Here is a 20722-nt window from a genome sequence, read left to right as displayed (position 1 = left end):
AGCCAAAAATCGACATGAAAGGGGTGGACAAACATGGAGGCACTCGTCTGGCACGGTGCACAGGACCTACGTCTCGAAGAGGTACCCGAACCACCGGACCCAGCCCCACACGAAGCCGTCGTAGAAGTGTCCTGGTGCGGAGTCTGCGGCACAGACCTGCACGAGTACCTAGAAGGCCCCCACATGATCCGAGAGGGCCCCCACCCTCTCACCGGCACCAAGCCACCCCTCGCCCTCGGCCACGAACTCAGCGGCACAGTAACCGCGTTGGGCACACCAGTACCCGGCATCGAGGTCGGCGACCGAGTAACCGCAGACCCCGTCTGGCGCTGCGGCACCTGCTTCTGGTGCACGCGCGGCGAGTACCACGTCTGCCCCAAGAGCGGCTCCGTGGGCCTCGCCTCCCCCGGCGGCTTCGCGGAACGCGTCACCGTGCCGCTGGCCGGCCTGACCCGCCTCCCGGACAACGTCAGCGACGAACTCGCCGCCGTGGCAGAGCCGTTGGCAGTAGGCCTGCACGCAGTGACCCGCGCCGGCGTCAAACCAGGCGACAACGTTCTCGTGGTGGGCGGCGGCCCGATCGGCGTGGCAGTCGTCCTGGCCGCCCAGATCGCGGGCGCCGCGGGCCTGTTCGTGAGCGAACCCCTCGCAGGGCGCCGCGAGATGCTGCTCGGCATCGGCGTCACCGAGGCCTTCGACCCGCGCGCGAGCGACGTACGGCGCGAGGTGTTCGTGCGAACGAACCGCATCGGCCCGGACGTCGTGATCGACGCGACCGGCGTACCCGCCCTCGCGGGCCAGGCCGTGTCGATCGTCAGGCGCGGCGGACGGGTCGTACTCGCCGGCGTCGGACACGGCAGCGTCGAGTTCGACATGGGCCAACTCGTGTTCTACGAGCGGTCGGTGGTCGGCACGCTCGGCTACAACTTCGACATCCCGCGCGTGATCGATCTGATGAGCACCGGACGGCTGGACGCCTCCGCCCTGATCACCGGCCGTTTTCCGCTCTCGGGAGGAGCCGGTGTCTTCGAGGACCTGGCCGCCGACCGGGCCAAGCACCTGAAGGTGCTGCTGACCCCGAAGGGACTGTGACATGGACTTCGACCTGCCCGAGGAGACCCTCGCTCTCCAGGACATGGTCCGCGAGTTCGCGGCCAACGAGATCACGCCCCACGCGGCCGAGTGGTCCGAGAACGAGATCTTCCCCACCAAGATCTTCACCAAGCTCGGCGAACTCGGCCTGATGGGCATGCTCGTGCCGGAGGAGTACGGCGGGGCGGGCTCGGACACGGTCACCTATGTCGCGGTGATGGAGGAACTCGGCGCCGCCGACCAGTCGGTGGCCTCCTCGTGGAACGCGCACTCGACGATCGGCACGCTGCCGTTGCTCGCGTACGGCACCGAGGAGCAGAAGCACCGCTGGCTGACCCCGCTGGCGAAGGGCGAGGCGATCGGCGCGTTCGGGCTGACCGAGCCGGACGCCGGCTCCGACGCCGCCGGTATCGCGACCACCGCCCGCCGCGCGGACGGGGGTTGGGTGATCAACGGCACGAAGATGTTCATCACCAACGCGGGCACCGACATCAGCCAGGGCGTCACCCTGCTGGCCACGACGGGCAAGGGCGCGGACGGCCGCAAGGGCTACGCGACCTTCTACGTCCCGACGGGCACGCCCGGTTACACGGTCGGCGCGAAGCTGAAGAAGCTCGGCTGGCACGCCATGGACACACGGGAGTTGGTGTTCACCGACTGCTGGGTCTCCGACGACCATCTGATCGGCGAGGAGGGCAACGGGCTGCGGCAGTTCCTGTCCGTGCTCGACGGCGGCCGGATCAGCGTGGCCGCGCTGGGCCTCTCGCTCGCGAAGGCGGCGCTGGCCCTCGCGATCAAACACGCCAAGGAACGGCACCAGTTCGGGCGTCCGCTCTCCGACTTCCAGGCCGTGGCGCACAAGATCGCGGACATCGGTACGGAGTACCAGGCGGCCCGCTGGATGGTGTACCGCGCCGCGTGGCTCGCCGACCAGGGCCGCCCGCACAGCACGGAGGCCGCGATGGCCAAGCTGTACGCGTCCGAGGTCGCCAACCGGGCCGCCTCGCAGGCGGTTCAGATCCACGGCGGCTACGGGTACGTACGCGAGTCGGAGATCTCCCGTTTCTACGCCGACGCCAAGATCCTGGAGATCGGCGAGGGCACGAACGAGATCCAGCGCAATGTCATCGCCAGGGCCCTCGTCAAGGGCGCGTGAGGCGACGGGTCCCGCGGTGCGCCGAAGCGGCGGCGCACCGCGGATCCGGTCAGCTCGCGACGGAGACCGACTCCGACTCCCACAACGCCTCGGGATCCAGGGGCAGTTCGGGCCTGCCCCGCTTGAACTCGGCGGCCAGCGCCTCGACATCGGGCAAGTCGCCGACGGACGCGGCGAAACCGCGGAACAGGGTCGCGCAGTACTCGCCGGACAGGAACGCGGCGTCCCAGCTGCCGCCCGGCCGCACCCACTGGTAGGTGTGGTTGTGCAGGTTGAGGAACTGGAGGGTGGCCAGGTGCGGTTCGACCGCACGGAAGGTCCCCTCCTCCACGGCGTCGGTGAGCAGGCCGGTGATCAGGTGCTCGAAGTCGGCGCGCTGCCGCAGCACGATCTCCAGCTCCTTGCCACTGAGGCTGCGGTAGTCGTGCTCGTAGACCCAGATGTGGTCGAGCCGGCGGAAGATGATCGTCAGCAGCGACTCGGACAGCAGGCGCAGCCGCAGCAGCGGCACCTCGTCGAGGGCCGCGATCTCCTTGGCGCGGGCCAGCAGCGGGCCGAGCACCCGCGACTGGATCTCGATCAGCAGGTTCTCCTTGGAGCCGATGTAGTAGTACAGGGCACCCTTGGCGAGCCCGACCGCGCGGCCCAGGTCGTTGATGGAGGTCGCCGCGTAGCCCTGTTGCGCGAACAGGGACGCCGCGGTGTCGATGATCTTCTGGCGTCTGACTTCGAAGCCCGGCCCATGACCCGGCGGTCGTGGCATGTCTTCTCTCCCCTGGCTGTGACGACGTGCGTGCTGTCCCGGGCCCGCACAGGCGCCGCGCTGCGGCACGCCTGGGGGAAGCGGCCCCGGGGACGTCGCTCTAGTTTGCTAGACCAAACGGTACATTAAAGCGAGGACCGTATGACTCAGGCATCGCACCACATCGGAACCGCCACCGGCACCGCGCGGACGGACCAGCTCCTGGAGATGTACCGGCGGATGCGCCGCATCCGCCGCTTCGAGGAGCGGGCCTCCGACCTCTACAAGGCGACGGAGATCCCGGGCTTCCTGCATCTGTCGATCGGCCAGGAGGCGAGCGCCGTCGGCGCCTGCTGGCCGCTCGGCGCCCGCGACGGCATCACCTCCACCCACCGCGGCCACGGCCACGTCCTGGCCAAGGGCCTGGACTCGGCGTCGATGATGGCCGAGCTGATGGGCAAGGACGCGGGCACCTGCCACGGCCGCGGCGGCTCGATGCACATCGCCGACCCCGGCCTCGGGATCTACGGCGCGAACGGCATCGTCGGCGCGGGCCTCCCGATCGCCGCCGGGGTCGCGACCGCCGCGAAACTCCGCGCGGCCGGTGACGTGGTGGTGGCGTTCTTCGGGGACGGGGCGGTGGCCCAGGGCATGTTCCACGAGGCCGTGAACCTGGCCGCCGTATGGGATCTGCCCGTCGTCTTCCTCTGTGAGAACAACCACTACTCCGAGTTCTCCCCCGAGTCCGAGCAGCACCGCGCGCCGCTCTCCGCGCGCGCCGCCGGATACGGCATCGAGTACCAACACGTGGACGGCAACGACGTGTTGGCGGTGGCGCAGACCATGACCGGACTGGTCGCGCGGCTGCGCGCGGGCGGCGGCCCGGTCCTGCTGGAAGCCGAGACCTACCGCTGGCACGGCCACTACGAGGGCGACCCCGAGCGCTACCGCCCCGCCGAGGAGGTCGCCGCCGCCAAGGAACGCGACCCGCTGCTGATCGCCCGCCGCCAGCTCGACTCGGCGGCTGCCGACGCCGTGGACGAGGAGATCGACAAGGAGATCGAGGCGGCGATCGACTGGGCGAGGAGCCTGCCGGAACCCGCCCCCGAGACCCTGCACGACTACGTCTCCGCGCCCCGCCTCCCCATCCCCGAGCCCGCGCCGCTCCCGGCCGACGCCGAGATCTTCCGCTCCATGGACGCCGTACGACTGGCCCTGGAGCACGAACTGACCGCCGATCCAAGTGTGTTCGTCGCCGGCATCGACGTCGGCGCGGGCGGCAACGTCTTCGGACTCACGCGCGGACTCGCGCAGGCCTTCCCCGGCCGGGTGCGGGACACGCCGATCAGCGAGAGCGCCATCGTCGGTACGGCGGTGGGGGCGGCGATGGCCGGGATGAAGCCGGTGGTCGAGATCATGTACATGGACTTCATCGGCGTCTGCCTCGACATGCTCCTCAACCAGGCCGCCAAACTCCGCTTCATGACCGGCGGCCGGGCCTCCATGCCCCTGGTCGTCCGCACGCAGTTCGGCGCCGGCCGTTCCTCGGGCAGCCAGCACTCGCAGAGCCTGGAGGCCATCCTCGCGCACATCCCCGGGCTGACGGTCGTGATGCCGTCCAACCCGGCTGACACGTATGGCCTGTTGCGCGCCGCGATCCAGGACCCCAACCCCGTGGTGTTCGTGGAGAACCGGCTCCAGTACGGCCTGAAGGGCCCCAAGCCTCCGGCCGACCACCTCATCCCCCTCGGCAAGGCGAAGGTGATCCGCGAGGGCACCGACATCACCCTCGTCTCCTGGTCGCGGATGGTCCAGGACGCCCTGGCGGCAGCCGAGTTGCTCGCCGGTGAGGGCATCAGCGTCGAGGTGATCGACCTGCGCACGATCGCCCCGCTGGACCGCGAGACCGTCCTCGCCTCCCTCGCCAAGACCAACCGTCTCGTCATCGCGCACGAGGCGGTACGGGACTTCGGCGTCGGCGCCGAACTCTCCGCGATGGCCGTCGACGAGGGCTTCTGGCACCTGGACGCCCCGGTCACCCGCGTGGCCCCGCCGTCCGTCCCGGCGCCATACGCACCCTCGTTGGAGCACGTCTGGCTGCCCTCGCGGGACACGATCGCGGACACGGTCCGCCGGATCGCCGCGGTATGACGAGGCGCACGGGAAGGGCCCCCAGAATCTCTGGGGGCCCTTCCCGTCGTAGCGGCTGTCAGGCGGTCAGACGGTCGCGACCGGTGTCAGCGGACTGCCCTGCGTACCGGGCAGGTTGAGCGGGGGCGCGGTGAGCAGGAAGCGGCTGCGGTCATGCTCGCGCAGCCAGGCCGCGAGCTTCTCCAGGTACCACAACTCGCCCAGGGGGACGCCCAGTTTGAAGAGGCAGAGGTTGTGGATCGGGAGCAGCGAGTGCGGGGTGTTGTCCTCGGGGCCGACGCCGACGCCCTCGACGGCGTAGTTGTCCGAGATCAGCGCCGAGATCTGCGAGTCGGCGATCCACTCCAGCAGCGCCGGGTCGAACGCGTCGAGGTAGGAGGCCGTGGTGTGGATGCCCACGGGGTCCGGGTTCTTGCCCCAGCCGAGGACCGCGGTGTCGAAGCCGGTGTGCAGGAGGAGCATGTCGCCGGGTTCGACGACGATGTTGTCCGCGGCCATGATCTCCTGAAGGGTCTTCAGGTTGACCGGCTGCCAGGTGTTGCCCAGGTGGTGGGCGAGGTCGACCAGGACGCCCCGGCCCTGGACCCCGTGCTCCGCCATGTGCTCGAGGCCCAGATGGCGGGCGAAGCCGAGGGTGCCGCTGCCGTCGCCCTTGGCGTCCTCCTGCGGTCCGACGATGTCGGTGTCCGCGCGGTAGCCGTTGTAGTAGACCGCCTCCTCGACGCCGTCACCGTCGGCGTCGAACTCCTGGCCCTGGTGGGCGAGTGCGTCCCACTGGGTCGAGTACTGGAGCCACAGGGTCACCACGTCGTCGGACCAGACGTCCCTGAGGTGCGGCGAGAAGTGCTCGCGCGCCTTGATGTTGTAGAAGACGTCCTGCTTGTGTTCCAGGTCCTCGGTGGGCCGCAGGATCGGAGGGTAGCGCCGCTGGTTCAGCTCGCTCCCGCCCGGATAGTCGAGCGGCAGGCTCAGGCTGAAGCTGATGCCGTGCTCGACCTCGCGGACCCCCTGGAGCACCTTCTCGGGGGTGAGCAGGTTGATGCGGCCCAGTTCGTCGTCATCGCCCCAATCGCCCCACGTAGAGCCCGGCGGACGCTGCTTCCAACGCTTCGTCATGATCACGCCTCCTTCGGCGACAGTCCCCGTTGACCAGCCGCCCGCATGTTATTTGTGATTGTACCGATCGGTCAACGAATCCGGCGCACCCCCCTCCCTTTATCTTCGACTCATCAATAGACTGAGTGGTCGAAACACCCTGACCTTGGAGCGAAGAATGAGCGAATCCACACAGGCGTGGGTCGTGGCGGGCGTACGGGCCGTGCTCGGCGCGCACACCCAGGCCCAGGACGCCGGCCGCACCGACGACATCGCCGTCCTGTACACGCCCGACGCCGTCCTGGAGATACCGGGCATGGACCCGGTCGAGGGGCGCGACGCGATCCACGCGGCCTTCAAGGGATGGGAGCCGGTCCAGCCGCAGCTCCACCTGGTGACCAACACCGTCGTGACGTCCACGGGCGAGGACGAGGCCCGCGCGCTGAGCGACGTGGCCTTCCTCCAGCGCGGCGAGGCGGGCTGGGCGATCGGCGTGGTCGGGCACTACGACGACACCCTGCGCCGCCAGGACGGCACCTGGCTGCTGCACCGCAGGAAGACGACGTACCAGGCGTAACAGCCGCCCTCAGCGAGCCAGTTGACCTTCCTGACCCAGACCTTGGAGTGAGATGACCACCTCGATCGACCCGTCCGTCACGGCTGCCGTACAGACCGCCATCGCGGCCTACGCCCAAGCCCTGGACGCCGGACGCACCGACGACATCGCCGCCCTGTACACCGACGACGGCGTCGCCGAGATCGTCGGTATGGCCAAGTTCGAAGGGCGGGAGGCGATACGGCAGGGCTTCGGCGGATTCTCGCCCCAGGCACCGCAGTTGCACCTGATCGCCAACACCGTCGTCACCTCGGCGACCGAGGACGAGGCGACGGCCACCAGCAACCTGGCGTTCTTCGCGCGCGGCGAGGCGGGCTGGACCGTGCAGATGGTCGGGCGCTACGACGACGTCCTGCGGCGCGAGGACGGCACCTGGCTCTTCAAGCAGCGGGTCACGACCTTCGCGGAGTAGCGCGNGCGTCCGGGCGTTCAGGCGTCCGGCTGCTCGGCCTTCGTGAGGACGAAGGTCGGGAAGTCGTTCTGCTTGACCGTGTTGATCGCCTCCTGGAGCGCCCAGCGGCCCGTCGGGTTGAGGAGCTGCTTGACCGGCTTGCCGGGGATGTTGCCGCCGTAGAAGTAGCTGCTCTCCAGGAAGGAGGACATCTTGCTGTTGTTCATGCTGTCCGTCCACTCCTCCTCGGCGGCCTCGGTGACCTCGACGACGTCGTAGCCGTGGTCGCGCGCGTGGACGATGGCGTCGGTGATGATCTCCACCTGGTCGCCGGCGTAGCGCGGGTTGTTGCCGGTCGCGCCGTGCGGGCCGCCGGGGAAGAAGAAGTTGGGGAAGCCGGCCGTGGCGACACCGAGGTAGGTGCGCGGGCCGTCCGACCAGTACTCCTTGAGCGACAGGCCCTGACGGCCTTGTACGCCGAGCCTGTTGAGGGCGCCGGTGCCGAAGTCGTAGCCGGTGGCCCAGATGATGATGTCGAACTCCTCGACACCGTCGGCGGTTTCGATGCCGTCCTCGGTGATGCGGGTGATCGGCGTCGTGTTGATGTCGACGAGGGAGACGTTCGGCTTGTTGTACGTCTCGTAGTAGCCGGTGCCGAAGGGGGGCCGGCGGCCGCCGTAGCCATGCCCCTTGGGGATCAGCTTGTCGGCGGTCTCGGGGTCCTTGACGATGCTGCGGATCTTGTCGGCCATGAACGCGCACCACTCCGCGTTGACGGTCTCGTTCGACAGCATGTCCATGTAGTGCTCGGTGAGCTTGGTGAAGCCTGGACCGTTCCAACGCTCCTCGTAGAACGCCTGGCGGTCCTCCGGGCTGTCGTCGAGGCCGGAGCGCATGACGATCTGGTGCAGGAAGCCGCTGGGTGACGTGTTCAACGTGTCCCTGATGGACTCGTAGTTGGCCTTGAGCTCGGCCTGTTCCTCCGCGGTGATCGGCGCGTTGTTGAGCGGGGTGAGCCAGTCGGCGTCCTTCTGATACACCGTCAACTGTGCTACGTCGTCGGCGATCGCGGAGATGATCTGCACCCCGCTGGAGCCGGTGCCGATCTGCGCGACCCGCTTGCCGGTGAAGTCGATGGGGGTCTTCGGCCAGCGCGAGGTGTGGTGCTGCTCGCCGCGGAAGTCCTCACGGCCGGGGATGCCCGGGATGAACGGCACGGAGAGGTTGCCGGTGGCCGCGACGACGTAGCGGGCCCTGACCTCGGTGCCGTCGCTGCCGCGGACGGTCCAGGTGCCGGAGGGCTCGTCGAAGACGGCCGAGGTGACCTTGACGCCGGTGCGGATGTCGCGGCGCAGGTCGAACCTGTCGACGACGTGGTTGAAGTAGCGCTCGATCTCGGGCTGGCCCGCGAACCGCTCCGACCACTCCCACTCCTCCCACAGCTCCTTCGAGAACAGGTAGCCGTAGGTGTAGCTCTCGGAGTCGAAGCGCGCCTCCGGGTAGCGGTTCCAGTACCAGGTGCCGCCCACACCCGTGCCCGCTTCGAGGAGCCGCACCGAGAAGCCCGCCTCGCGGGCGGTGTACAGCTGGTAGATGCCGGTGACGCCGGCCCCGATGACGAGGACGTCGACCCGGTCCTGGACCGCCGGCTTCGAAGATTCGCTCATTTGCGCTCCATGGTGACTGGGGCTGCGGCTCCCACATGAGCCTGGTTTGATAGTTCGACCAGTCGGTCGAATATTCAGACCGAGAGTAGATGAGGGGCTTGGCCCGATCAATGGCGATGACGGAGAGAGCTTGGACCAGCCATATCCGCGACAGGCATTGATTGTACCGACCGTTTGATCTAACTTTCGTTTGGGACGAATGCAATCCGCATGCACCGGGAGTCACGCATGAGCGTCGAAGACGTCAAGGAAACCACCGATCTGCGCGCCGCGGGGCTGAAAGCCCTTCGTGCCGCGCTGCCCGGGGTGGTGCCCGCGGAGGGCGATCTCGACATGCGGGACGGCAAGTTCGGCGAGGATCTCGTCGAGATCGGTCTGTCCACCGTGTGGGGCGCGCTGTGGGGCCGCGAGGGTCTGGCCCCGCGCGACCGCAGCCTCGTCACCCTCGGCATCCTGATCGCGCTCGGCGCCGAGACCGAGCTGAAGACCCATGTCCGGGTCGCCCTGACCAACGGGGTGACCAGGGACGAGCTGGCCGAGGTCATCTACCACTCCGCCGGGTACACCGGCTTCCCCAAGGCCGTGGCGGCCCGTACCGCGGCCCGCGAGGCCCTGGGCGAATAGCCGGACGAACCACCGGTGCCCGTTCTCCGGCACCGCGCACGAGCGCAAGGGAGCGCACATGTCACTGCAGGGAAAGGTCGCGGTCGTCACCGGCGGCGGCCGGGGCATCGGCCAGGCGATCGCGAAGGTGCTCGCGGCCAGGGGAGCCGCGGTCGCGGTGTGGGACCTCAACACCGAGGGCGCCGAGAAGACCGCGGCGGCCATCCAGGAGGCGGGCGGTACGGCGATCGCCGTCTCGGGCGACGCGGCCGAGGCCGGCGCGGTGGCAGCGGCCGCGGCCCGCACCCGCGAGGACCTCGGTCCGATCACGATCCTCGTCAACAACGCCGGCATCACCGCCTACGAGCCGTTCACCAGCATCTCCGAGGCGTCCTGGGACCGCATGATCGGGATCAACCTCAAGGGCCCGTTCCTGGTCACCCAGGAGATCGTGCCCGACATGCTCGCGGCGGGCTGGGGCCGGATCATCAACATCTCCTCGTCCTCCACCCAGACCGGCGCACCCGCCATGGCGCACTACGTGTCCTCCAAGGGCGGTGTCATCGGCCTCACCCGCGCCCTCGCGATCGAGTACATCGAGAAGGGCATCACGGTCAACCACGTGCCGCCCGGCTTCATCGACACCCCGCTGGTCCGCCAGGGCCCCGTCGACGTGGACGCGGCCGCCGCCACCATGCCGATGAAGCGCGCCGGGCAGCCGGAGGACGTCGCCTACGCGGTGGCCTACCTCGCCTCCGAGGAAGCGTCCTACGTCACCGGCCAGACCCTCAGCACCAACGGCGGACGCTACCTCGTGTGAGCACCCGCAAAGTACATCGCAACGACGCTGCAACGGAGCCGCACATGAGCATCGAGGACGACACCGGGGCCGTGGCCCACGTGCTGGTGGTGGGCGCCTCCGCGTCCGGGCTGACCACGGTGGAGGCCCTCCGCCGCAAGGGGTACACCGGCCGGATCACGGTGCTCGGCGCCGAGCCGCACGCCCCGTACGACCGGCCGCCGCTGTCCAAGCAGATCCTCTCCGGCGCCTGGGAGCCCGACCGGGCCGCGCTGCGCACCGAGGACATGCTGACCGGCCTGGACGCCGAGTTCGTGTACGGCGATCCGGCGGTCGGTCTCGACACGGCGACCCGGACCGTGCGCACCGAGTCCGGACGCGAGCTGAGCGCGGACGCGATCGTGATCGCCACCGGTGTACGGCCCCGAGTGCTGCCCGGGCAGGGCGAGTTGACCGGTGTGCATGTGCTGCGCACCCTCGACGACGCGCTCGCCCTGCGCACGGATCTGCTCGCCGGGTCACGTCTGGTGGTCGTCGGTGAGGGCGTCCTCGGCTCCGAAATCGCCGCCACGGCACGGACGTTGGGCCTGGACGTCACTCTCGCCGGGCCTCTCACCGGACCGCTGGCCCTTCAGGTGGGCCCGCTGGTGTCGGGGCTGCTGGCGGAGCTGCACACCGAGCGGGGCGTCCGGCTCCGGCTCGGGAACGGCGTCTCGGGGTTCACCAGCGCCCAAGGGCGCGTCTCCGGCGTCGAGTTGAGCACCGGCGAGGTACTGCCCGCCGATGTGGTGGTCGTCGCGATCGGGGCGAGTCCGGCGACGGAGTGGCTGGCCGACAGCGGGCTGGAACTCGACAACGGCGTGGTGTGCGACTCGCGTTGCCAGGCCGCGCCCGGGATCTACGCCGTCGGTGACGTGGCCCGCTGGCACCACGAGCAGCTCGGCCGGCTGATCCGGCTGGAGAACCGGACGAACGCCACCGAGCAGGCCATGGCGGTGGCCGGCGCGATCCTCGGTGAGGACCGACCGTACGAGCCGGTGCCGTACTTCTGGACCGACCAGTTCGACGCCAAGCTCCAGGTGCACGGCTTCCTGCCGGCCGACGCCGAAGTCGACGTCGTGGACGGCGACTTGACGACCCGTCGGTTCGTCACGCGGTACCGCAGCGGGGGCCGGGTGACCGGGATCCTCGGCTGGAACATGCCCAAGCAGGCCAGGCAGCGCCGTCAGGAGATCGTCGACTCGGTCTCCTCCCCCGCCCCCGTCTCCTCCCCGGCCCACTGAACGATCAGGAGAGTTGTCATGAAGGTTGTCGTCGACGAGGACAAATGCGTCGCCGCCGGGCAGTGCGTCGCCGCCGCGATGGACGTGTTCGACCAGCGGGACGAGGACGGCATCGTCGTCCTGCTGGACGAGAACCCGCCGGCCGAGTTGGCCGACGACGTACGGAACGCGGCGGCCGTGTGCCCGGCGCTCGCGATCCGTATCGAGGAATGACCCCAGCCGCTGTCTTCCCCCCACCCCACCCTCATCTGGAGGAACCACCATGTCCGAGGCCGAGACGGAACTCGCCGCCCCTGACGCGGAGCTCTTCGACTACCCCGGCGCGCGGGACCGCGGCTGCCCCTTCGCCCCGCCCGCCGGGCTGCGCGCCCTGAACGAGACGGCGCCCGTGTCCCGGGGCCGGCTCTGGGACGGCAGCACCCCGTGGCTGGTGACCGGGCACGCCGCGCAGCGCGTGATCCTGTCCGACCCGCGCGTGAGCTCGAACGACAAGCAGGCCGGGTTCCCGCACCCGAACCAGGCCATGGCGGAGAACTCCCCCCACCACCCGCTGACCATCTTCAACGCCGACGGCGCCGACCACACGCGGATCCGCCGCATGATGACGGCTCCGTTCACGCGCAACCGGATGGAGAAGCTGCGGCCGGAGATCCAGCGGTTCACCGACGAGCTGATCGACACCATGCTCGCGGGCCCGAAACCGGTCGACCTGGTGGAGGCGCTCGCGCTGCCGCTGCCCTCGCTGATGATCTGCGCGCTGCTCGGAGTGCCGTACGAGGACCACGCGTTCTTCCAGGAGCACGCCTCGCTGGCGACCCGCAGCGACAAGACCGCCGAGCAGGACCGAGCGGCCATGGAGGCGCTCGGCGGCTATCTGGCCGGGCTGCTCCAGAAGCGGATCGAGGAGCCGAGCGACGACGTCATCTCGGACTTCGCCGGGCGGATCAAGGCGGGCGAGGTCACGCTGCCCGAGGCCGTCATGCTGTGCATGATCCTGCTGATCGCCGGTCACGAGACCAGCGCCAGCATGATCACCCTGGGCACCGCCCTGCTCCTGCAGAACCCCGAACAACTCGCCCTGCTGCGCGAGACGGACGACCCCAAGGTCGTCGCGAACGCGGTCGAGGAGATCCTGCGCTATCTGACGATCCCGGCCCTCGGGCAGCGGCGGATCGCCGCCGAGGACATCGAGATCGAGGGCGTCACCATCAAGGCCGGCGAGGGCATCATCGCCGCGCTGCCGGCCGGCAACTGGGACCCGGCGGCCTTCCCCGAGCCGGAGAAGTTCGACATCACCCGCGAGGCCCGGCACCACCACGCCTTCGCCTGGGGCATCCACCAGTGCCTCGGCCAGCAGCTCGCCCGCATCGAACTGCAGGTCGTCTACGGCACGTTGTACCGCCGCGTCCCGACCCTGCGCCTCGCCGTCGGCTTCGACGAGCTGAGGTTCCGCCGGGACGACGCGCTCGCCTACGGCATTCACGAGCTGCCGGTCACCTGGTAGCGACCCACGCTTTCCCGCACACAACTGGAGTCACCCATGAGCGAGTTCGGCTTCGAAGGACGCGTCGCCGTCGTCACCGGCGCGGGCCGTGGCCTCGGCCGCGCCTACGCCCGTCTGCTGGCGGAGCGCGGGGCGAAGGTCGTCGTCAACGACCTGGGCGGGTCGATGGAGGGCGAGGGCTCGGACGCCGGACCCGCGCAGAAGGTCGTCGACGGGATCGTCTCCGCGGGCGGTGAGGCCGTCGCCGACACCCACGACGTGTCCACGACCGCGGGCGGCGAGGCCATCATCGACACCGCGATCGAGAACTTCGGCCGGATCGACGTCCTCGTCAACAACGCCGGGATCATCCGCTACGCGGGCCTGCCGGAGATCGAACTCGACAACCTGGAACGGCACTTGGCCGTCCACCTCCTCGGTTCCTTCAACACGATGCGGGCCGCCTGGCCGCACTTCGTCGAGCAGGGCTACGGCCGGGTCGTGCTCACCACCTCCAGCGGCATGTTCGGCATGGACAACAACCTGTCCTACGCCGCCGCGAAGGCGGGCACGGTCGGCATGGCACGCAGCGCGAAGCTGGCGGGCGAGCCGCACAACATCAAGGTCAACCTGATCGCGCCGGCCGCGATGACCCGGATGGGCGGCGGCCCCGACGAGGAGCCCGCCGCGACCGCGGCGGGTATGCCGTACATGCCGTCGTCGGCGGTGGCGCCGATGGTGGCCTACCTCGCGCACGAGAGCGTCCCGGTGAGCGGCGAGATCTACACGGCCGGCGCGGGCCGCTTCGCGCGGGTCTTCCTGGCCTCGACGGAGGGGTACGCGCACGAGCGGGGCGATGCCTCCGTCGAGGACGTCGCGAAGAACTGGGACGCGATCAACGACGAGAAGGGGTACTACGTGCCCGCGGACCTGATGGCGTGGTCCGGGTCGTTCCTCAAGCACCAGTTCGGATAGGACGGGCAGGGGGGAGGCGGTGAGCCGCCCCGCCTCCCCCCTGTCGCCTCAGCTGGTCGCGCGGCCCGCGATGTGCCACTTCGACGGCAGCTCGATGCGCGCGCCGTCGGGCCTGAACTCGGTGGTGATCAGAGGGAGTTCACCGCTGGCGAGGATGGTGAGGCCGGCCGCGCGGAGGAGTTCGGGCACCTCGTCGTCGGCCACCTCTCCGGGGGCGATGCCGTGGCGGAGGATCGGGGCGAGCTTCGCGGGCGGCCCCTCCGGATCCTGGGCCAGGCCTCCGATGATCGGGCGGGCGGCCTCGGCGAGTTCGACGAGGAAGACATGGCCGCGCTCCCCGACGAGCGTGGCGATCCCGTCCACCAGCGGCTGCCGGTCGTCGGGGTCGACCTGGTGCAGCACGCCCCGCATGTAGACGTTGGCGTCGCCGAGTTCGGCGTGCAGCGTCTCGACCTCGGTCTTGTCGGTGGCGTCCAGCAGCCGGTAGGTCGCCTGCCCGGCAGGGTCCGCGTGCCGGGCGTGGTCGATGGCCGCGGCGGACAGGTCGACGCCGATGACATGGTTGAAGCGGTCGGCGAGGAACCGGGTCTGCGTGCCGTTGCCGCAGCCGAGGTCGATCATCTGGAGGCCGGGGTCGCGCAACTTCGGTTCGAACAGGGCGAGATGGAGTCCCACCGTCTGTGTCGGTGACGCGTCCCAGAAGACGGCCCCCTGTTCCTCGGGCGCCTCGCGCCAGAAACCTTCCCAGGCGTCCCGGTACCGACTGGTCACGCTCATGCCCAACTCCCCAGGATGCAAGGCCGTTCCGCCGTAAGTGACGGGCCAGTACGGTTTATCGCGCCCGGGTCCCGCTCACAAGCACACGGCGCATTCCTTCACCGCTCATTCGACACGTGTACGCCGATGTGCGCCTCGCGCGCCCCCTCGGTCACCTGCGCTTCAGCGGCGAGGCAGGGCTTCAGCGGCGGGGCAGCGTGAGTTCGAACCAGACGGTCTTGCCCGCGGTGGTACGGCTGGCGCCCCACTCACGGGCGAGCGTGCCGAGCACGTGCAGTCCGCGCCCGAACTCGTCGTCGGGACCCGCGCTGAGCAGGGTCGGCAGGGTGGGATCGTCGTCGTCCACCTCGCACAGCAGGGTGTCGCCGCGCACCAGGCGCAGTTCGATCCGGCGGCCGTGAGAGTGGCGTACGGCGTTGGTGACCAGTTCGTCGGCCAACAGGGCGGCGGTGTCGGCGAGTTTGGCGAGGCCCCACTCGTGGAGCTGTTCGCGGACCACCGCGCGGGCCCGGCCGACCTCGGCCGGGTCGAGGGCGAGCCGCCACTCGGCGACGTCGTCCGGCTCGATGCCGTTCAGACGGGCCATCAGGAGGGCGACGTCGTCCTTGCGGCCACCGCGGGTGTTGAGGGAGCGGATGATCGTGTCGCAGGCGTCGTCCATGGACGCGGCCGGATGCGCGGCCGACTCGCTCAGCGTCGCGAGTCCTACGCCGATGTCCTCGCCGCGCACCTCGACCAGACCGTCCGTGCACATCACCAGCCGGTCGCCGGGCTCCACGCGTACGCGGACCGCCTCGAAGGGCACCCCGCCGACGCCGATGGGCGCGCCCGTGGGCAGGTCGAGCAGCTCGCTGCGGCCGTCCCGGGCCCGCACGATCACCGGCGGGATGTGGCCCGCGTTGCCGATGTGGAGTTCGCCCGCGATCGGGTCGTAGACGACGTACAGGCAGGTCGCGAGATAGGTGTCGCCGAGGCGCTGGGCCAAGTCGTCGAGGTTGCGCAGGAGTTGGGCGGGCGGGAGGTCCATGGCGGCCATGGTCTGCACGGCGGTGCGCAACTGGCCCATCATCGCTGCCGAGTTGAGGCCGTGGCCCATGACGTCGCCGACGACGAGGGCGGTGCGGGCGCCGGGCAGTTTCACCGAGTCGAACCAGTCGCCGCCGACGCGTCCGAGGAGCGTGCCGGGCAGATAGCGGGTGGCGATGTCGCAGCCCGCCATGCGTGCCGGGATGTGCGGCAGCATGCTGTCCTGGAGGGTCTCGGCGACACTCTCCTGGTAGGTGTACATGCGGGCGTTGTCGAGCACGAGGCCCGCGCGGGCGGCGAGTTCGGCGCCGGTGACGCGGTCCATGTCGTTGAACTCGACGCGCTCCGGGTGGCGCAGCAGGATCATGAAGCCGAGGACGACATTGCGCGCCTTGAGCGGGACGACCAGCATGGAGCGTCCGGTGATCAGCGGCCGGATGTCGCGCTTCTCGAACTGCGAGGCGATCATGTGCCCCATCTGCTCGCTGATGCGCGGCACGAGGACGGGTTCGCCGCTGGTCATGCACTGGAAGAACGGGGTGTGCGCGGGGAACGGCATGGCCTCGCCGACCGGTACGACGTCGTCCCAGCGGCCGGGTTCGTCGGTGTGCTCCAGCGCGACCCGGTGCCACATGGTGGTGGTGTCCGGCACACCGTCCGGGAACCCCTCGCCGGCGACGACCTGTTCGCGCAGATAGGTGCCGGCGACATCGGTGAAGCGGGGTACGACGGCCCGGCTGACTTCGACGATGGTGGTGGCGAGGTCGAGCGAGGTGCCGATGCATCCGCTGACCTCGTTGAGGAACTCCAACCGCTCGCGTACGGCGACGTATTCGAGGTCCTCGCGCTCGTCCACGACCTCCTCGGGCACCGGCAGGCCCTCGGCGACCGCCGCCGCTGCCCGCTCGCGGCGCGCCTTGCGCTCGGCGCGGCGGGCGACGCCCCAGTCCGGGGTCACGGGCACCCGCTCGTTCTGGCTGAACTCCAGGACGGGGTAGCCCAGTTCGAGTACCTGGGCGACGATGCGGGCGCTCTCGTCGACGCTCATGCTGGGCAGGATCTCGGGGAGCCTGCGGGCGAGTTCGTCGGCGCCGGAGAAGTCGGTGTGGTGGGCGAAGGCGGGTGCTATGCGCTCGAAGGCGCCGTCCGCCTCGGGGAGGTCCTGGCGCAGTCCGTCCGCGTCGGCGGCGAGTACGAGCAGCCGCTCCTGACCGGGGCCGACCAGCGGGTACGCCCACCACAGGACGTCCACCCGGTCCCTCCCCCAGCCTTCGGCCGGGGTGACCCCCATCTCGCTTCGCTCGGGCACGGTGAGGCGGGCGCGTCCGGCGGCCGGGTAGGACAGCTGGCCGTCGAGGGAGGACTCCAGGTCGGGGCCGAGTCCGTCGTAGGACGCGAACGCGCCGTAGGGGCTGGTCTCCTCCTCGTCGGGCAGGGCGCCGGAGACGGGGAGCAGGTCGACGGCCGTCTGGCCGATCGCCTCTTCCTTGGTGGTGCCGAACAGCCGTCGGGCGCCTCGGCTCCAGTGCGAGACGAGTCCGTCGCGGTCGATCAGGATCACAGCCAGCGGGATACGGCCCGCCGCGGTGTGCTCGCTCACCACGTCGTCCCCGGCTCCGCGGCCGGGAGGCGCCTCCCGCTCGGTGCCACGGTCCATGGCCCAGGCCCTCTCTCCCCACGGCTCCGCAAGATCTGTGCCGCCACCCACCACGCTACGGGGGCGGCCGGTGGCGATGTGCGGCATTCCTGGAATTGGTTCCATCCAATCCGCACCGGCGTGCGCCTGCGCGCCCCGTGGGGCGGCTGATCAGTCCTCGTGGCCGAGTTGCAGATCGCGCTCGGTGCGTCCCCCGCCCGCCACCTGGAGCACGGTGGCCACGGGCGGATACCCGGCGGCGATCACCGTGTACTCGCCGGAGGACAGGTCGACGAACCGGAAGGTGCCGTCGGGTCCGGTGGTGAGGGTGTCGACGACGTTGCCCGCCGCGTCGAGGAGCGTCACGCGCGCGTCCTCGACGGGCCGCCCGCCGCTCGCCCTGACGGTGCCGCGCAGCACGGCGCCGCCGGCGAGTTCGACGTCCTGGCGGGTCTCGCGGGACGCCTGCACGCTGACGGGGAGCGCGGCCGGGCGGAACGCGGGGGCGCTGGCCGCGAGGGTGTACTCGCCGGCCACCAACTCGCTGATCACATAGGTGCCTTCGCGCCCGCTGCGGGTACTGGCCACCACCTCGCCGTGCACATTGGTGAGCGTCACGGCGGCCTCCCGCACCGGGGTGCCGTCCGCGGTCAGCACACTCCCGGCGAGGCGTCCGGCGCCGCCGAGGACGACATCGAGTTCGACGGGCCGCTCCCCCACGGTCACCGACACCGCCTGCGGCTGGTGCCCGCCGGCCGCCGCGATCAGGACGTACGACCCGGAGCCGGGCGTCGACAGCGCGTACCGCCCGTCCGCTCCGCTGGCGCCGCGCCCGATCTGCTGCCCGGCGACGTCGATGAGGGTGAGCGCGGCCCGGGGCACGACGGTCCCGTCGGGGTGCTGCACCGTGCCGCAGACGGGAATTCCGGGGGTGTACGCCGAACGGGCCTGCGGGATCGGGGAGTTGAAGGGCGCGGTCTCCGCCGTCTCGGCGGGGGCGTTGTGGGACACCAGCGGTTTCTCCTTGAGGAAGAAGGCGATGAGCAGGCCGAGGGCGAGCACCGGCACCAGGTAGAGGAAGATCCGGGGCATCGCGTCGGCGTAGGCCCGGATGTAGCTGTCGCGCAGCGCCGGGGGCAGCGCGTGGACGAGCTGTGGGGTGATGGACTCGGGGTCGGGGAGGCCCGCCCCCGCGCGCGTGGGGAGGCGGTCGCGCAGGGCGTCGGTGAGCCGGTCGGCGAAGAGGGTGCCGAAGACTGCGGCGCCGACGCTGCCGCCGATCTGCCGGAAGTAGTTGTTGGCGCTGGTGGCGGTGCCGAGGTCGGCGGGTCGTACGGAGTTCTGCACGGCGAGGACGAGAACGGGCATCACCAGGCCGATGCCGGCGCCGAGGACGGCCATCCAGACGCTGTACTGCAGCCGGGACGTGTCGACTTCGAGCCGGGACAGCAGCCACATGCCGAGGACGGAGAGCGCGCTGCCGAGGATCGGGTAGATCTTGTACCGGCCGGTGTGGCTGATGAGTTGGCCGGAGACGATGGACGCGCCGACGATGCCGCCCATCATGGGCAGCATCAGCAGTCCGGACTCGGTGGCGCTCGCCCCGTCGACCATCTGCAGGAAGGTCGGCAGATAGCTGGCGGCCCCGAACAGCGCGACCCCGATCACCAGGCCCACCAGAGCGGTGACGTTGAAGACGGCGTCCCTGAACAGCCGTAGCGGGATGAGGGGTTCGGGCGCGAACCGCTCGGCGACGACGAAGAGGACGGCGGCGGCCACGGCTCCCGCGCCGAGCCCGAGGATGACGCGCGATCCCCAGGCGTACTCGGTCCCGCCCCAACTGGTCAGCAGGACAAGACACGTTGACGCGGCGGCCAGCAGCAGCGCCCCGAGGATGTCGAGACGCGCCTTCGCGGTCGGCTTCGGCAGTCTCAGTACGACGGTCACGACGGCGAACGTCACCACGCCGAAAGGCACGTTGATGTAGAAGCACCACCTCCAGGAGAGGTGGTCCGTGAAGTAGCCGCCGAGCAACGGGCCCGCCACGGAGGCGAGTCCGAAGGTGGCGCCGATCAGGCCCATGAAACGGCCGCGCTGCCGGGGCGGCACGATGTCCGCGATGATCGCCTGCACGCCGATCATGAGTCCGCCGGCGCCGATGCCCTGCACCGCGCGGAACGCGATGAGTTGGTCCATGGACTGGGCGCGGCCGGCCAGTGCGGAGCCGATCACGAAGACCGCGATCGCGAACTGGAACACGCTCTTGCGGCCGAGGAGGTCGCCGAGTTTGCCGTAGACCGGCAGGCCGACCGTGGAGGTGAGGAGGTAGGCGGTGATCGCCCAGGACATCTTCTCCAGGCCGTGCAGTTCGCCGACGATCTTCGGGAGCGCGGTGGCGACGATCATCTGGTCGAGGGCGGCGAGGAGCAGCGCGAGCATCAGGCCAAGGAAGACCAACCGCACGCGGCGCGGGCTGAGTTCGGCCTTCTCGACGGGTGCGGGGACCGGGGTCTCCGGGGGCGTCGAGGGCCGTTCGTCCTGCACCAGAGTCGTCCCGCCCACGTACCGCTCCCCTCGTCGCGCCTGCCGCACAATTCCCGCTTTAGGCGACAACTGTGAGCAAGCGTGACGAGTTACGGCGTACGCCCGGCTCGAACGGAGATCCACTCGAACCGGTGAGGGAAGCAGTCAGGGCGTCAACGCGCCCTGGAGGCTTGGCCCTTGGGGTCTACTTCTCGACCTCGGTGGCGAGCTTGTCGAGGACCAGGTCGTAGATGCGGCCGAGGCCCTTGGGCGCGAAGGTGCGCTCGAAGAAGCCGCCGATACCGGTCGCGCCGTTCCAGGTGCTCGTCACGACGACGCGGGACTTGCCCTCGCCGGCCGGGGTGACCCGCCAGGTGGTGACCATGGTGGAGTTGCGGTCCTTCTCGACCAGTTCGCCGTCGGTCGGCTCGCTGACCTCCAGGAGGCAGTCGCGGACGCGCTTGCTGGTGGCCTGGAGCTTCCAGTGGACGAGGGTGCCCTCGCCGTCGCCGCCCTCACGCACCTCGTACTCGCTGAACTGCTCGGGCAGCAGGTTCGCGCGCGTGCCGGTGTAGTCGGCGAGGGCGTCGAACACCTTCTCCGCGTCGGCTGCGACGACCCGCTCGGTGGTGGCCTCGACCTGCGCCATTTCGTTCCTCCAGGACTTGCGTTCTCGGGGTCGGGGCAAGCCAACCACCCCCGCACTC

The 20722-nt window shown here is 70.0% G+C and carries 18 protein-coding genes; 11 read left to right on the top strand and 7 right to left on the bottom strand.

Features of this window, described 5'->3' with window-relative positions; translation table 11 throughout:
- The first annotated feature begins 33 nt into the window (after positions 1–33).
- Both JHN45_RS09455 and JHN45_RS09450 read left to right on the top strand, forming a co-directional pair.
- The gene (locus JHN45_RS09455; RefSeq protein WP_201048675.1) at positions 34–1092 is read left to right on the top strand and encodes a 2,3-butanediol dehydrogenase; all 1059 of its coding nucleotides are present in this window, start codon (positions 34–36) and stop codon (positions 1090–1092) included.
- A 1-nt stretch (position 1093) separates the two neighbouring features.
- On the top strand, positions 1094–2248 hold the full coding sequence (locus JHN45_RS09450) for an acyl-CoA dehydrogenase family protein (protein WP_201048674.1): 1155 nt from the start codon (positions 1094–1096) through the stop codon (positions 2246–2248).
- A gap of 49 nt (positions 2249–2297) precedes the next feature.
- On the opposite strand, the gene JHN45_RS09445 is transcribed toward JHN45_RS09450, so the two are convergent.
- Positions 2298–3011 (bottom strand): TetR/AcrR family transcriptional regulator, encoded by a 714-nt coding sequence (locus JHN45_RS09445; protein ID WP_201048673.1) that lies wholly within the window; start codon positions 3009–3011, stop codon positions 2298–2300.
- A 141-nt stretch (positions 3012–3152) separates the two neighbouring features.
- On the opposite strand from JHN45_RS09445, the gene JHN45_RS09440 reads away from it, so the two are divergent.
- Complete coding sequence (locus JHN45_RS09440; RefSeq protein ID WP_200711522.1) at positions 3153–5141, top strand: pyruvate dehydrogenase complex E1 component subunit beta; 1989 nt, start codon at positions 3153–3155, stop codon at positions 5139–5141.
- A 66-nt stretch (positions 5142–5207) separates the two neighbouring features.
- Here JHN45_RS09440 and JHN45_RS09435 read toward each other — a convergent pair whose 3' ends face one another.
- Positions 5208–6257 (bottom strand): cyclase family protein, encoded by a 1050-nt coding sequence (locus JHN45_RS09435; RefSeq protein ID WP_200711523.1) that lies wholly within the window; start codon positions 6255–6257, stop codon positions 5208–5210.
- A gap of 157 nt (positions 6258–6414) precedes the next feature.
- On the opposite strand from JHN45_RS09435, the gene JHN45_RS09430 reads away from it, so the two are divergent.
- Both JHN45_RS09430 and JHN45_RS09425 read left to right on the top strand, forming a co-directional pair.
- Entirely contained in the window at positions 6415–6813 is a 399-nt protein-coding gene (locus JHN45_RS09430) for a nuclear transport factor 2 family protein (RefSeq protein WP_200711524.1), read from the top strand.
- 52 nt (positions 6814–6865) lie between these two features.
- The gene (locus JHN45_RS09425; RefSeq protein WP_201048672.1) at positions 6866–7264 is read left to right on the top strand and encodes a nuclear transport factor 2 family protein; all 399 of its coding nucleotides are present in this window, start codon (positions 6866–6868) and stop codon (positions 7262–7264) included.
- Positions 7265–7281: 17 nt separating this feature from the next.
- Here JHN45_RS09425 and JHN45_RS09420 read toward each other — a convergent pair whose 3' ends face one another.
- Positions 7282–8910 (bottom strand): NAD(P)/FAD-dependent oxidoreductase, encoded by a 1629-nt coding sequence (locus tag JHN45_RS09420; protein ID WP_200711526.1) that lies wholly within the window; start codon positions 8908–8910, stop codon positions 7282–7284.
- 228 nt (positions 8911–9138) lie between these two features.
- On the opposite strand from JHN45_RS09420, the gene JHN45_RS09415 reads away from it, so the two are divergent.
- Genes JHN45_RS09415 through JHN45_RS09390 form a run of 6 tightly spaced genes read left to right on the top strand, consistent with a single transcriptional unit; the run spans position 9139 to position 14053 of the window.
- Positions 9139–9534: a carboxymuconolactone decarboxylase family protein gene (locus JHN45_RS09415; RefSeq protein WP_200711527.1), complete on the top strand. Its 396-nt coding sequence runs from the start codon at positions 9139–9141 to the stop codon at positions 9532–9534.
- A 58-nt stretch (positions 9535–9592) separates the two neighbouring features.
- Entirely contained in the window at positions 9593–10333 is a 741-nt protein-coding gene (locus JHN45_RS09410; RefSeq protein ID WP_200711528.1) for an SDR family NAD(P)-dependent oxidoreductase, read from the top strand.
- Positions 10334–10377: 44 nt separating this feature from the next.
- Positions 10378–11595, top strand: coding sequence for an NAD(P)/FAD-dependent oxidoreductase (locus JHN45_RS09405; protein ID WP_201048671.1), 1218 nt, complete (start codon positions 10378–10380; stop codon positions 11593–11595).
- An 18-nt stretch (positions 11596–11613) separates the two neighbouring features.
- Positions 11614–11808 (top strand): ferredoxin, encoded by a 195-nt coding sequence (locus JHN45_RS09400; RefSeq protein ID WP_019071312.1) that lies wholly within the window; start codon positions 11614–11616, stop codon positions 11806–11808.
- 49 nt (positions 11809–11857) lie between these two features.
- Positions 11858–13099 carry a cytochrome P450 gene (locus tag JHN45_RS09395; RefSeq protein WP_201048670.1) on the top strand — a complete coding sequence of 414 codons (1242 nt, stop codon included), beginning with the start codon at positions 11858–11860 and terminating at the stop codon, positions 13097–13099.
- A 36-nt stretch (positions 13100–13135) separates the two neighbouring features.
- Positions 13136–14053 (top strand): SDR family NAD(P)-dependent oxidoreductase, encoded by a 918-nt coding sequence (locus tag JHN45_RS09390; protein WP_201048669.1) that lies wholly within the window; start codon positions 13136–13138, stop codon positions 14051–14053.
- Between the two features lie 48 nt (positions 14054–14101).
- Here JHN45_RS09390 and JHN45_RS09385 read toward each other — a convergent pair whose 3' ends face one another.
- The 4 genes from JHN45_RS09385 to JHN45_RS09370 form a co-directional block, all read right to left on the bottom strand.
- Positions 14102–14830 carry a class I SAM-dependent methyltransferase gene (locus JHN45_RS09385; protein WP_201048668.1) on the bottom strand — a complete coding sequence of 243 codons (729 nt, stop codon included), beginning with the start codon at positions 14828–14830 and terminating at the stop codon, positions 14102–14104.
- Between the two features lie 181 nt (positions 14831–15011).
- Positions 15012–17513, bottom strand: coding sequence for a SpoIIE family protein phosphatase (locus JHN45_RS09380; RefSeq protein WP_201048667.1), 2502 nt, complete (start codon positions 17511–17513; stop codon positions 15012–15014).
- Between the two features lie 150 nt (positions 17514–17663).
- A complete protein-coding gene (locus JHN45_RS09375; protein WP_200711534.1) occupies positions 17664–20054 on the bottom strand; it encodes an MFS transporter in 2391 nt (796 codons plus the stop codon).
- A gap of 166 nt (positions 20055–20220) precedes the next feature.
- Positions 20221–20664, bottom strand: a complete 444-nt coding sequence (locus tag JHN45_RS09370) for an SRPBCC family protein (protein ID WP_200711535.1) — start codon at positions 20662–20664, stop codon at positions 20221–20223.
- Positions 20665–20722: the final 58 nt, after the last annotated feature.

The organism is Streptomyces sp. MBT53, assembly GCF_016654115.1.
Lineage (GTDB): Bacteria > Actinomycetota > Actinomycetes > Streptomycetales > Streptomycetaceae > Streptomyces.
The sequence above is the reverse complement of the archived record's forward strand: the minus strand, read 5'-3'. Positions and strand labels throughout refer to the sequence as shown.

Coding starts and splice junctions, on each gene's coding strand:
- JHN45_RS09455 (WP_201048675.1), top strand. CDS start 34: ATGGAGGCACTCGTCTGGCACGGTGCACAGGACCTACGTCTCGAAGAG.
- JHN45_RS09450 (WP_201048674.1), top strand. CDS start 1,094: ATGGACTTCGACCTGCCCGAGGAGACCCTCGCTCTCCAGGACATGGTC.
- JHN45_RS09445 (WP_201048673.1), bottom strand. CDS start 3,011: ATGCCACGACCGCCGGGTCATGGGCCGGGCTTCGAAGTCAGACGCCAG.
- JHN45_RS09440 (WP_200711522.1), top strand. CDS start 3,153: ATGACTCAGGCATCGCACCACATCGGAACCGCCACCGGCACCGCGCGG.
- JHN45_RS09435 (WP_200711523.1), bottom strand. CDS start 6,257: ATGACGAAGCGTTGGAAGCAGCGTCCGCCGGGCTCTACGTGGGGCGAT.
- JHN45_RS09430 (WP_200711524.1), top strand. CDS start 6,415: ATGAGCGAATCCACACAGGCGTGGGTCGTGGCGGGCGTACGGGCCGTG.
- JHN45_RS09425 (WP_201048672.1), top strand. CDS start 6,866: ATGACCACCTCGATCGACCCGTCCGTCACGGCTGCCGTACAGACCGCC.
- JHN45_RS09420 (WP_200711526.1), bottom strand. CDS start 8,910: ATGAGCGAATCTTCGAAGCCGGCGGTCCAGGACCGGGTCGACGTCCTC.
- JHN45_RS09415 (WP_200711527.1), top strand. CDS start 9,139: ATGAGCGTCGAAGACGTCAAGGAAACCACCGATCTGCGCGCCGCGGGG.
- JHN45_RS09410 (WP_200711528.1), top strand. CDS start 9,593: ATGTCACTGCAGGGAAAGGTCGCGGTCGTCACCGGCGGCGGCCGGGGC.
- JHN45_RS09405 (WP_201048671.1), top strand. CDS start 10,378: ATGAGCATCGAGGACGACACCGGGGCCGTGGCCCACGTGCTGGTGGTG.
- JHN45_RS09400 (WP_019071312.1), top strand. CDS start 11,614: ATGAAGGTTGTCGTCGACGAGGACAAATGCGTCGCCGCCGGGCAGTGC.
- JHN45_RS09395 (WP_201048670.1), top strand. CDS start 11,858: ATGTCCGAGGCCGAGACGGAACTCGCCGCCCCTGACGCGGAGCTCTTC.
- JHN45_RS09390 (WP_201048669.1), top strand. CDS start 13,136: ATGAGCGAGTTCGGCTTCGAAGGACGCGTCGCCGTCGTCACCGGCGCG.
- JHN45_RS09385 (WP_201048668.1), bottom strand. CDS start 14,830: ATGAGCGTGACCAGTCGGTACCGGGACGCCTGGGAAGGTTTCTGGCGC.
- JHN45_RS09380 (WP_201048667.1), bottom strand. CDS start 17,513: ATGGACCGTGGCACCGAGCGGGAGGCGCCTCCCGGCCGCGGAGCCGGG.
- JHN45_RS09370 (WP_200711535.1), bottom strand. CDS start 20,664: ATGGCGCAGGTCGAGGCCACCACCGAGCGGGTCGTCGCAGCCGACGCG.